Raw genomic sequence first — 11,318 nt, forward strand, 5'->3', positions numbered from 1 at the left:
CGCCGCCCGCCGCAGGCGGGCGGCCGGAAGCCGTCGAAGTCGGAGGTCGTCATGAGGTCGTCACCGTGCTCGTCGGTGGGATCGTCAGCGGGATGGTCGGCAGCATGCTCACCGGGACCGCCGGCCGAACACGAACGACCCGATCACCGCGGCGATCATCCCCAGGCCGGCGACCCCGGCCCGGTTGAACATCCGGGGCAGGTCGGCGGTCGGCACCCGCGGGTCCGGGGGCAGCCCGTACACCTCGGGCTCGTCCAGCAGCAGGAACACCGATCCGGTGCCACCGACGCCGTCCTTGGGATTGGCGCCGTACAGCCGGGCCTCGGTCATGCCCTGCTCGTGCAGGTCGGCGACCCGCTGCTTGGCCTGGGCGACCAGCTCGTAGTGGTCGCCGTACTTGATCGACGTGGTCGGGCAGGTCTGCGCGCAGGCCGGCGTCTGCCCGTCCTTGATCCGGTCGTAGCACAGGGTGCACTTCTGGGCGACGCCCTCGTTGCGCACGTGCGGCGCGTCCGACCGGGCCCCGGTGGCGAAGGTGCCGTCCGACCGCCGTTCGATGACGCCGAACGGGCAGCCGGCGACGCAGGTGCCGCAGCCGTTGCACACGTCGTCCTGCACCACCACCGTGCCGAACTCGGTGCGGAACAGCGCCCCGGTCGGGCAGACGTCCAGGCAGCCGGCGTGCGTGCAGTGCTTGCACACGTCCGAGGACATCAACCAGCGGAACTCGTCGGTGTCCGGGGGCGCGGTGTCCACCGGTGCCGGGGTGGCGGAGGGCCGCACGCCGGGCATGCCCAACCCGACCAGCGCCCGTCCGGACGCCCGGGCCTGCTCGATGCGCTCGCCGGTCTGCTCGATGAACGCCACGTGCCGCCAGGTGCTGGCGCCCAGCGAGCCGGTGTTGTCGTACGACGAGCCGAGGATCTGCAGGTCGCCGTCCCGCGGGTTCCGGTTCCACTCCTTGCACGCCACCTCGCAGGCCTTGCAGCCGATGCAGATCGAGGTGTCGGTGAAGAACCCGGTGCGGCGCTCCCGGTCCACCGACCAGCGGGCGGCGAACGCCGGGTCGGTCTCCCCGCTGAGCTGGTGGGCGAGCCGAACCCCCTCGGCGTGGGTCGGCGGGGCCGCGGTGGAACCGGACTGATCAGGCATCGTCGCTCCGTTCGGCGGCGGGCCGCAGCTCGCGCTCGGGGTGGGTGACCCGCTGATTGTCCGTCTGCACCGTGGATCCGGACCGGGACTGGTACTCGGCGACCAGCCGCAGCAGCTCGTCGCCCTGCGGACGGCGGCCCGGCCGGATGTCGCAGGAGCCCGCCTTGGACTCCTGGATCTGCACGTTCGGGTCGAGGGTGATGCCCAGCAGATCGTTGGCGGCGTCCCCGCTGACCACCGCGTCGCCGCCGACCCCCCCGTGGTAGGGCAGGCCGATCTGGTGCACGGTGTGGCCCTGGATGACCAGCGGGGTCATCCGTTCGGTCACCAGCACCCTGGCCTCGATCGCCGCGCGCGGCGAGACGATCGTCGCCCAGCCGTAGTTCTCCAGGCCCTTCTCGGCGGCCAGCTCGGGGGAGACCTCGCAGAACATCTCGGGCTGCAGCTCGGCCAGGTAGGGCAGCCAGCGGCTCATCCCGCCCGCGGTGTGGTGCTCGGTCAGCCGGTACGTGGTGAACACGTAGGGGTAGACGCCGGCGCCCGGTTCCCCGGCGCTCGGCGCGAACAGGTTGTCCTTGCCCGGCATCAGGATGCGGGACGGGTTCTGCTGCTGCGGGTACAGCGCGTTGGGGATCGGCGATTCCTGCGGCTCGTAGTGCGTCGGCAGCGGGCCGTCCAGCATGCCCTTGGGCGCGAACAGCCAGCCCTTGCCGTCCGCCTGCATGATGAACGGGTCGTCACCGGCCAGCGCCGCGGCGCCGCCCAGGTCGGGGTCGGGCCGGCTGCCCGGCGCCCGGTCGGCGACGAAGTCGGGCACGTCGTCACCGACCCAGCGGCCCTGCTCCGCGTCCCACCAGACGAGCTTCTTGCGCTCGCTCCACGGCTTGCCCTCCGGGTCGGCCGAGGCCCGGTTGTACAGGATCCGCCGGTCGGCCGGCCACGCCCAGCCCCACTCCTGCTGGCTGACCCCGCCGCCGCCCCGGTACGTCCGTCGGGCCGCCTTGTTGACCCCGCCGGCGTAGATGCCGGCGTAGATCCAGCACCCGCCCACGGTCGACCCGTCGGCGCGCATCTCCAGGTACGAGGAGAGCGGGGCACCCTGCTGCGGACCGGTCAGGTGGTAGCCGTTGATCTCCCGCAGCACCGACTCGGGGTCGATCTCGCCGTGCTCGTCGAGCTCGTAATCCCAGGTCAGGTCGAGCAGCGGGCGGTCCCGCGGGTCGGTCGACCCGGCCAGCTTGGCCCGGATCCGCTTGCCCAGCTCGTAGAAGAACTCGAGCTCGGGCTGCGCCTGCCCGGGCGGGTCGACGGCCTTCTCCCGCCACTGCACGAGCCGTTGCGTCTGGGTGAACGACCCGGCCTTCTCCACGTGGGTGGCCGCCGGCAGGAAGAACACCTCGGTGCCGATGTCCTCGGTGGTCAGCTCGCCGGAGGCGATCTCCGGGCCGTCCTTCCACCAGGTGGCCGACTCGATGAGGTTCAGGTCACGGACGACGAGCCACTTGAGCCGGGCCATGCCCAGCCGCTGCATCCGGCCGTTGGCCGATCCGACGGCCGGGTTCTGGCCGAGGACGAAATACCCGTCGACCATGTCCTCGAGCATGTCGTGCACGGTCTGGTAGGTGCCGTGCGGCCCGGTCAGCTTGGGCAGGTAGTCGTACGCCCAGTCGTTCTCGGCCGTCGCCGCGTCGCCCCACCAGGCCTTGAGCAGGCTCACCACGTAGGTGTCGGCGGCCGCCCAATAGCCCTTCTGCTGCTTGGACGAGATGGCGTCCAGGTACTGCGCGTAGGAATCGTGCCGGCCGGCCATCGGCATCGGCAGGTAGCCCGGCAGCAGGTTGAACAGGGTGGGGATGTCGGTCGAGCCCTGGATGCTGGCGTGCCCGCGCAGCGCCATGATGCCGCCGCCGGGCCGGCCCATGTTGCCCAGCAGCAGCTGCAGGATGGCCGAGGTGCGGATGAACTGGGCGCCCAGCGTGTGCTGGGTCCAACCCACGGCGTAGGCGAAGCAGGTGGTGCGGTCCCGGCCCGAGTTCGCGGTGATCGAATCGGCCAGGTACCGGAAGTCGGCCGGGTCGATGCCGCAGACCTCGTGCACCATCTGCGGGGTGTACCGGGCGTAGTGCCGCTTGAGGATCTGGAACACGCAGCGCGGGTGTTGCAGGGTCTCGTCCCGCCGCACCTTGGCGTGCGGCAGCGTCGGGCCGCCGCTGCCGTGCTCGTGGCCGGCCGCCCGATCCGACGACGTCGAGCCGTGCTCCTGCGCCGCCGCGTCCTGGTGTGCGTCATCGTCGGTGTCGTACGCCCAGGACGACAGGTCGTACTTGCCGGTCGCCGGGTCGAACCCGGAGAACAGCCCGCCGAGATCCTCGGCGTCCCGGTACTCCTCGCCGATGATCGTCGCCGCGTTCGTGTAGTGCACGACGTACTCGTGGAACCACAGGTCGTTGTCCAGGATGTGCTTGATCAGCGCGCCCAGCAGCACCACGTCCGAGCCGGCCCGGATCGGGATGTGCTTGTGCGTGATCGCGCTCGTCCGGGTGAAGCGGGGGTCGACGTGGATGATCCGGGCGCCGCGCGCCTTGGCCTCGGACACCCACTGGAAGCCCACCGGGTGGCACTCGGCCATGTTCGAGCCCTGGATCACGATGCAGTCGGCATTGGCCATGTCCTGCAACGATTGCGTCGCGCCGCCGCGTCCGAACGAGGCTCCCAGACTGGGAACCGTGGCGGAGTGTCAAATACGGGCCTGGTTCTCCACCTGGATCGCGCCGGCCGCGGTGAACAGCTTCTTGATCAGGTAGTTCTCTTCGTTGTCCAGGGTGGCGCCGCCGAGGGAGGCGATGCCCATCGTTCGCCGGACCGGCCGGCCGTCCTCGTCGGTGTCCTGCCAGCCGTTGCGCCGGGCCTCCAGGAACCGGTCGGCGATCATGTCGATCGCCCGGTCCAGCTCCAGGGTTTCCCACTCGGTGCCGTGCGGGCGGCGGTACAGGATGGTCGTCTGCCGGCCCGGGTTGTTGACCAGCTGCTCGCTGGCGCTGCCCTTGGGGCACAGCCGCCCGCGGGAGATCGGCGACGCCGGGTCACCCTCGATCTGGATGACCTTCTCGTCTTTGACGAACACCTTCTGCCCGCAGCCGACGGCGCAGTACGGGCAGACGCTGCGCGCAACCCGGTCCGCGGTGGTGGTGCGGGCGGTCATCTCTTTGGTCTTCTCGGACATCACGGCGGGGCCGCGGCCGAACACGTCGCCCGAGCGGAACTGCCGGATGACCGGCCAGTCCAGCACGCTGATGCGACCCATGCCCGCCACGGTAGCCCACTCGCGGTCGGGCGGCGCCGGGCGTTCCGACCGGCGGAAGATCAGCGCAGGACCTGGGCGCCGATGACCGCGAGCAGCTGCAGCTTCTGGTGGCTCTCGGTGCCCGGGTCGGCGGTGTAGACCAGCAGCAGATGGGCCTGGTCCGGGTCCACCAGCGTCTGGCAGTTCAGCTCCAGCCGGCCCACTTCGGGATGCACGAATCGCTTGACGGCGTCCGGCCGGACCCCCACCTCGTGCCGGTCCCACAGCGTCCGGAACTCCGTGCTCCGGGCGAGCAGCTGATCGGTGTACTGCGCCGCCCGCGAGCCCGGCCCGCGCCGCGTGGCGACTTCCCGCAGGCCCGAGGCGAACAGCCGGGACAGCCGGTCGTGCTCCTCTGGGGCATACCGCTCCCGGGCCGCCGGGTCGGTGAACCAGCGGAAGCCCAGGCTGCGGTCTGGTCCGCTGTACCTGCTCGCATCGCCGGTGAGCGCGACGCCCAGCGGGCTCTGCCGCAGGGTCTCGCCCAGCTCGGTGACGATCTCCGCGGGGGTGTCGTCGAGCCGGTCCAGGATGCGCAGCAGGCCGGGCTCTATGTGGTCGCCGCCCGCGCCGCGGGGCGGTGGCTGGTGCCCGGCCAGCCGGAACAGGTGGTCCCGCTCGGGCAGCGACAGATGCAGGCCCTGCGCGATCGACGCCAGCATCTGATCGGACGGCTGTGGGCCCCGTTCGCGCTCCAACCGGGCGTAGTAGTCGGTCGACATGTGGCACAGCAGTGCCACCTCCTCGCGGCGCAGCCCGTCCGTCCGGCGCCGGGGCCCACGCGGCAGCCCGACGTCCTCGGGTTGCAGGGCCTCCCGGCGGCGGCGCAGGAAGTCGGCCAGGCCGGCGCGGTCGATGTCCATGACCTCCCTTCTACCGTCGGGTGCGGGGCGGGGCCACGGATCGTCGATCCGCCCCTCGGGCCGGCCGGGGTCGGCCGGGTCGGCCGGCGGGAGCCATCCGGTGGCCCCGGGATCCGCGGATCGACGGTCCCTGGATGCGGTGCGCCGGCGACGGCACGGTGGAGGAACCGACCCGGACAAGGAGCGACACCCATGGCCCGCACCCCCATCGACATCACCCTCCCCGACCTGAGCGGCCGGCGGGCCGTCGTCACCGGCGCGAGCGACGGCATCGGGCTCGGCATCGCCGGCCGGCTCGCCGCCGCCGGCGCCGCGGTCGTGCTGCCCGTCCGCAACCCGGCCAAGGGCGCCCGCGCGCTCGCGACCATCCGGGCGACGGCACCCGAGGCGGACGTCAGCCTGCGGGAGCTGGACCTGTCCTCGCTCGCCTCGGTGGCGGCGCTCGGGCAGGCCCTGCGCGGCGAGGACCGGCCGATCCACATCCTGATCAACAACGCCGGCGTGATGACGCCGCCCGATCGGCAGCTCACCGCCGACGGGTTCGAGCTGCAGTTCGGCACCAACCATCTCGGCCACGTCGCCCTCGTCCGCGAGCTGCTGCCGCTGCTGCGGGCCGGCCGGGCCCGGGTGACATCGCAGATCAGCATCGCGGCCAACCAGGGCGCCATCAACTGGGACGACCTGAACTGGGAGCGGTCGTACAACGGCATGAAGGCCTACAGCCAGTCCAAGATCGCGATGGGCCTGTTCGGTCTCGAGCTTGCGCGGCGCAGCGCCACGCAGGGGTGGGGCATCACCAGCAACCTGTCCCACCCGGGCGTGGCCGCGACCAACCTGCTGGCCGCCCGGCCCGAGGTCGGCCGCGACCGCGACACGCTGGGCCGCCGGGTGATCCGGATGCTCTCGGCCGCCGGCATCCTCGTGGGCACCGTCGCCAGTGCGGGATTGCCCGCCCTCTACGCGGCCACCTCGCCGGACGCGGTCGGGGGCGGGTTCTACGGGCCCGCCGGGCCCGGGCACCTGGGTGGGCGGCCGGCGGAGCAGTCGCTGTTCTCCCGGCTGCGCAGCGCCGACGACGCCCGGCGGATGTGGGAGCTCTCCGAGCGGCTTCTCGACGAGCACTCCCGGGCCTGACCCCGGCCCCCTCATCCGCAGGTTCCGACGGCCGGGAGACCGCGGACGGGGCGGGTCGGCGCAAGATGGGGGCATGGCCAATCCCCCCGAGCCCGTGGTGCCCGAGCCGGCATTCGACCCCGACGTCCCGAGCGTGGTCGCCCCGCCGCCGGACTACTCGGCGCAGGGGGTGCCCAGCCTGGACTTCGTCCGGGACAAGATCGAGGGCCGGTACGCGCAGTCCCTCGGCTCGTCCGAACTGGCCGCCGAGACGCCCGAAGCCCGGTCCGCGGCCGAGCAGCAGCAGGAGCAGGCGGCCAAGGACCGGCTGGACGCGATCCGCCGCTCGCTGGGCGGCGGCTCGACCGCGTGAGCACCCGCTGACGGTGCTCGCCTGCGCGCCGCTCGCGGACGGCCGGTGGGCCGTCCGGCGGCTGACCGACGACGGTGAGCCGGCGGGCGAGCCGGAGGTGCGACCGCCGGGTGCGCTCGGGACGGACGCGACCGGAACGCCCGACGAGCGCCGGCTGTGGGCGTCGACCCCGCAGGAGTACCCGGCGTTGCTCGCCGCCGGGCAGCGGGTCGCCCGATGCCACGACGTCGCCGCGGTCGAGCGGATCCTGCTCGGAAGGGCCGGCGCATTCGGCGATCCGGTGACGCCGGCGGCGGTCGTCGCCCGGTCCCGGGGCGAGCCCGTTCCGGCCGCCCCGGCCGGGTCGTCCGGGCCGGCCGCCGGCACCCCGACGCTGTTCGACCTGGCCCGGGCGTTCGACCCGGATCCGGTCGCCGCCGGCGGGATCCCGGCGGCCCCGGGACAGGCGGGCCCGGACCGCGAGGGTGACGGCCGGTCCGGGCCGGGGCCGTCCGCCGTGGGCCCGTCCGGCGCCGGGCGGTCCGATGCGGCCGGCGATCCGTTGGAGCTGCTGCGGCTGGCCTACCGGGACCAGCGCCGGCGGGCGGCCGGTGACGGCGCGCTGGCCCTGCTGCTCGCGGCCGAGAACGCCGCCGCGCTCGCCGCGGCCGAGCTGGGTGCGGTCGGCCTGCCGTGGCGGCGCTCGGTGCACCTGGCCGTGCTCGAGCAGATGCTCGGGGCGCGGCCGGCGCTCGGCGGCCGACCCCCGCGACTGGTCGACCTGTCCCGTGAGATCGACGGCGCCTTCGGCTTTGCGGTCAATCCCGACTCGGCGGTCGAGCTGCGGGAGGCGTTCCGCCGGGTCGGCTTCGACATCGAGACGACCCGTTCCTGGGTCATCAAGGGCATCGACCACCCGGCGGTCGGCCCGGTCCTGGCGTACAAGGAACTGGCCCGGCTGCACAGCGCGAACGGTTGGACCTGGCTCGACCAGTGGGTGCGTGACGACCGGTTCCGGGCCGAGTACCTCTCCGGGGCGGTCGTCTCGGGTCGCTGGGCGACCCGGGGTGGCGGCGCCCTGCAGATCCCGCGGTTGCTCCGGCAGGCCGTCGTGGCCGACGACGGCTACCGGCTGGTCGTCGCCGACGCCGCCCAGCTCGAGCCACGTGTCCTCGCCGCGATCTCGGGAGACGCCGCGCTGCAGGCGGTCTCGGCCGCCCGCCAGGATCGGGCGGATCTGTACGCCGGCCTGGCCGCCGACGGCTTCGGCGGCAACCGGGCATCGGCCAAGGTCGCCATGCTCGGGGCGATGTACGGGCAGACGACGGGCGAGGGCGGCCGGCTGGTGCGCACGCTGCGGGCGCGCTACCCGGTGGCCATGGGTTACGTCGATGCGGCCGCGCGAGCCGGTGAACGCGGCGACGTCGTGGCGTCGGTCCTGGGCCGCACGTGCCCGCCGCCGGGGGCCTCGTGGGAGGCGGTCCGCATCGGACGCCAGCAGGACGCCACCGCCGCCGAGCGGAAGCGGGCGGACCGGATCGCCGGCGACCGCGGGCGGTTCACCCGCAACTTCGTGGTCCAGGCGTCGGCGGCCGACTGGGCCGCCGTCTGGTTGGCCGGGTTGCGGACCGCGTTGACGGCCGTGCCGGACGCCGAACTCGTCTTCTTCCTGCACGACGAGCTGATCGTGCACGCTCCGGCGCCGGTGGCGGACGAGGTGGCCGGGCTCATCGAACGGGCCGCCGAGGACGCACGGCGGCTGGTCTTCCCCGGCTCAGCCGTGGTGACGCCGGTCCGGCCGGTGATCGTCGACCGCTACGCCGACGCCAAGTAGGCGGCCGGTACGGGTGGCGCGGCCGGCCAGCGCCCACCAGGCCGCCGCCAGGCCCAGCAGCGGCAGCACCAGCCCGAGCGCGGACAGCGCGTCCAGCCCACCGGTCGTCGGCCGTCCGACGGCGGCATGCGCGTGGCCGGTCCCGGCCGGCTGCACCAGCGACAGAAGGTGCACCACCAGCATCGCGGCGCTGCCCAGCGTCACCCAGACCCAGTCGGCGGTGCGCGGCGACCGCCACAGGTGGGGGACGCAGTGCAGGCAGGCCAGGGCCACCGCGATCGTCAGCACCGACAGCGCCGGCGACCAGTGCCGGACCGCGCACCACCCGTGCACGAGGGCGCAGCCGACCATCACCGTCGCGGCCGGCCGCGCCAGCAGCACGTCCGGTCGCGGCGGCAGCGGCAGGTGCACGTCAGGACCCTAAGTCCAGCCGCGCCGGCCCGCCCGGAAACGTGCGTTCCGGCACCGGATCGGCGCCGGATCGGCGCCGGTTCGGCGCGGGTCGCCGCCGCCGGCGTGGACGCGGAACCGGGACGGGCCGGGGACACTCGAGGGATGCGGATCCCGGTGGCCCTGGCGCGCGAACGGTTCCTGGCCTCCCCGGTGGCCCGGCTGGCCACCGTGGACGGGTCGGGGGCGCCCCATCTGGTGCCGGTCACGTTCGCCTGCGTGGCCCGGGACGGGGTGGACCGGCTCGTGTTCGCCGTCGACCACAAGCCCAAGACGACGACCCGGCTGCGCCGCCTGGACAACATCGCCGCGAACCCGGCGGTCTGCTTCCTGGTCGACGAGTACGACGACGACTGGGCACGGCTGTGGTGGGTGCGGGCCGACGCGCGGGCCGAGGTGCTCGACGGCGGGCTGCGGGACGCCGCCCTGGCCGCGTTGACCGGCCGGTACCGGCAGTACCGGGAGCGGGTGCCGGACGGGCCGGTGGTCGGCGCGCGGGTCGTCCGGTGGACGGGGTGGGCGGCCGCCGATCCCGCGCCGGGCGCGGCGACGACGGCGACATGAGCGGCGGGCCGGCCGCGGCGAGGCCGGCCTGCGGGTCGGGAGCGCGGGCGTGACCGGACCCCGGGGTGTGGGGGCCGGCCGGGATCGGTGAGCCCGCCGGTGGGCCGCCGACCACGCCCGGCTCGTCCGGGCCGCCCCGACGAGCCGGAACGCCCACCCGGCCCGGGTCAGCGGTCGTGCTCGGTCATCACCCCGTCGACGCCGACTGCGGCCGCGATCGCCAGCACGGGGTCCATCGCGGTGGCCTGGACGGCGTACGCGTCGGTGACGGAGATCCAGCGGCGGGTCGTCGTGCCGACGGTGCGACCGGCCCGCTCGAACGTGAACTCGTGGTTGAGAAGGTCGCCGTGCAGGTCGATGTCGCCGTCCTCGGCGCCCTCGATCCGCCAGCTCTGGGCCAGCGGCGCGAAGCCGGCCTTGCGGATCGTGACCTCGGACCGGCCCGGCCGGTCGACCGTGAACGTCGGGTGGACGTGCATCGCCGGCCGGGCCAGGGTCGCGACCTCGGTGCCCCCGGCGTCGAGCATGCTCCACCTGGCGCCGGGGAACGCCAGGTGTCCCTTGAAGTGGTAGACCATCGTGTCCGACGCGTCGTAGACCAGGAAGCCCTCGATGCTGGAGAGCTTGCGGCGCACCAGATAGGCGCCGGTCGGCAGGTCCGTCACGTCGGGCGCGCTCTGATGGTGGAACACCGGGCCTCCAGGGGGTCGTCGCGGCGACGGGTCGCACGGCTGCGGCCGGTGCCAGCCAAGCACCGCCGCCGGGGTCCGTCGGGCGTGACCACCCCATCGGGTTGGTAATGCACCCGCCGGGGCCGCGACCGTCCCGCACAGTCGCGGAGCGCCACGTCCGCGCGTCGCCGCCCCGCTGCCCCGCCGCCCCATCGACCCGAGCACGGCGCGCCGCCCGTCATCCCGTTGGGGTGAAGTCCCCCTCAGCGATGACGAGACCGTCAGCGCAGCCCTACGCTCGGTCGCGTGTCCCCCACCGAGGCCGCCCGCGCCGACCGGGCGGACCGCCGCAAGAGCCGCACCCGGGCGGCGCTGATCGGCGCGGCCCAGCGGATCCTGGCCACCCGCGGCACGACCGAGGTGGCGGTGCAGGACATCACGGACGAGGCCGACGTCGGTCTCGGATCGTTCTACAACCACTTCACCTCCAAGGCGCAGCTGTTCGAGGAGGCGGTGCTGGAGCTGCTGGCCGAGTTCGGAGCCGCGCTGGACGCTGCCTGCGCCGGGATGGCCGATCAGGCGGAGTGGACATCGGTGGGCGTGCGCCTGACCTGCCGGCTGGCCTCGACCCGGCCGGAGGTGGCCCGGATCCTGGTGCTGGCCGGACCGCAGTTTCTGGTCGCCGATCGCGGGCTGGCGCCACAGGCGTTGCGGGACATCGTCAACGGGGTCCGGGTCGGCCGGTTCACCGCGCCGAACCCGGCCCTGTCCCTGTCGGTCGTCGCCGGCAGCGTCCTGGCGTTCGTGCAGATGCGGCTGACCGGCGCCCCGCTCACCGACGAGGACGCCGACGAGTTGGCCGCCACCGTCCTGACCACCCTCGGCCTGTCCCCCGCGGACGCGCACGAGGTCGCCCACCGGCCGCTGCCGGTGACCACCCTTCCGCCCAGTCCCATCCAGTGATCAGGGAGCCCTG

The 11,318-nt window shown here is 73.9% G+C and carries 10 protein-coding genes; 5 read left to right on the forward strand and 5 right to left on the reverse strand.

What is annotated here, in order from left to right:
* Positions 1-108 precede the first annotated feature (108 nt).
* From ACOJUF_RS05950 to ACOJUF_RS05960, 3 genes are read right to left on the reverse strand one after another with little or no spacing between them, the layout of a single operon-like run.
* Positions 109-1,152, reverse strand: coding sequence for a 4Fe-4S dicluster domain-containing protein (locus ACOJUF_RS05950; protein WP_420120944.1), 1,044 nt, complete (start codon positions 1,150-1,152; stop codon positions 109-111).
* Positions 1,145-4,456 carry a formate dehydrogenase gene (gene fdh / locus ACOJUF_RS05955; RefSeq protein WP_420120945.1) on the reverse strand — a complete coding sequence of 1,104 codons (3,312 nt, stop codon included), beginning with the start codon at positions 4,454-4,456 and terminating at the stop codon, positions 1,145-1,147. The genes ACOJUF_RS05950 and fdh overlap by 8 nt, the downstream gene beginning before the upstream one ends.
* 59 nt (positions 4,457-4,515) lie before the next feature.
* A complete protein-coding gene (locus ACOJUF_RS05960) occupies positions 4,516-5,358 on the reverse strand; it encodes a helix-turn-helix transcriptional regulator (RefSeq protein ID WP_420120946.1) in 843 nt (280 codons plus the stop codon).
* Between the two features lie 192 nt (positions 5,359-5,550).
* Here ACOJUF_RS05960 and ACOJUF_RS05965 point away from each other — a divergent pair, with 192 nt between their 5' ends.
* From ACOJUF_RS05965 to ACOJUF_RS05975, 3 genes are all read left to right on the forward strand, one after another.
* A complete protein-coding gene (locus ACOJUF_RS05965; protein WP_420120947.1) occupies positions 5,551-6,492 on the forward strand; it encodes an SDR family oxidoreductase in 942 nt (313 codons plus the stop codon).
* A 73-nt stretch (positions 6,493-6,565) separates the two neighbouring features.
* Complete coding sequence (locus ACOJUF_RS05970; RefSeq protein WP_420120948.1) at positions 6,566-6,844, forward strand: hypothetical protein; 279 nt, start codon at positions 6,566-6,568, stop codon at positions 6,842-6,844.
* 13 nt (positions 6,845-6,857) lie between these two features.
* The gene (locus ACOJUF_RS05975) at positions 6,858-8,657 is read left to right on the forward strand and encodes a bifunctional 3'-5' exonuclease/DNA polymerase (RefSeq protein ID WP_420120949.1); all 1,800 of its coding nucleotides are present in this window, start codon (positions 6,858-6,860) and stop codon (positions 8,655-8,657) included.
* Here ACOJUF_RS05975 and ACOJUF_RS05980 read toward each other — a convergent pair.
* Positions 8,598-9,068, reverse strand: a complete 471-nt coding sequence (locus ACOJUF_RS05980; protein WP_420120950.1) for a hypothetical protein — start codon at positions 9,066-9,068, stop codon at positions 8,598-8,600. The two genes, ACOJUF_RS05975 and ACOJUF_RS05980, sit on opposite strands and share 60 nt — an antisense overlap.
* A gap of 144 nt (positions 9,069-9,212) precedes the next feature.
* On the opposite strand from ACOJUF_RS05980, the gene ACOJUF_RS05985 reads away from it, so the two are divergent.
* Entirely contained in the window at positions 9,213-9,671 is a 459-nt protein-coding gene (locus ACOJUF_RS05985) for a TIGR03668 family PPOX class F420-dependent oxidoreductase (RefSeq protein ID WP_420120951.1), read from the forward strand.
* Positions 9,672-9,838: 167 nt separating this feature from the next.
* On the opposite strand, the gene ACOJUF_RS05990 is transcribed toward ACOJUF_RS05985, so the two are convergent.
* A complete protein-coding gene (locus ACOJUF_RS05990) occupies positions 9,839-10,363 on the reverse strand; it encodes an LURP-one-related/scramblase family protein (protein WP_420120952.1) in 525 nt (174 codons plus the stop codon).
* Between the two features lie 285 nt (positions 10,364-10,648).
* Between ACOJUF_RS05990 and ACOJUF_RS05995 the strand changes: the two genes are divergently transcribed.
* The gene (locus ACOJUF_RS05995; protein ID WP_420120953.1) at positions 10,649-11,305 is read left to right on the forward strand and encodes a TetR/AcrR family transcriptional regulator; all 657 of its coding nucleotides are present in this window, start codon (positions 10,649-10,651) and stop codon (positions 11,303-11,305) included.
* The last annotated feature ends 13 nt before the right edge of the window (positions 11,306-11,318 follow it).

This window comes from Nakamurella sp., from assembly GCF_048594475.1.
Taxonomy (GTDB): Bacteria; Actinomycetota; Actinomycetes; order Mycobacteriales; family Nakamurellaceae; genus Nakamurella.

Bases quoted from the DNA above. Each gene is read 5' to 3' on its own strand.
- ACOJUF_RS05965 (WP_420120947.1), top strand. From the start codon at position 5,551: ATGGCCCGCACCCCCATCGACATCACCCTCCCCGACCTGAGCGGCCGG.
- ACOJUF_RS05960 (WP_420120946.1), bottom strand. From the start codon at position 5,358: ATGGACATCGACCGCGCCGGCCTGGCCGACTTCCTGCGCCGCCGCCGG.
- ACOJUF_RS05985 (WP_420120951.1), top strand. From the start codon at position 9,213: ATGCGGATCCCGGTGGCCCTGGCGCGCGAACGGTTCCTGGCCTCCCCG.
- ACOJUF_RS05950 (WP_420120944.1), bottom strand. From the start codon at position 1,152: ATGCCTGATCAGTCCGGTTCCACCGCGGCCCCGCCGACCCACGCCGAG.
- ACOJUF_RS05970 (WP_420120948.1), top strand. From the start codon at position 6,566: ATGGCCAATCCCCCCGAGCCCGTGGTGCCCGAGCCGGCATTCGACCCC.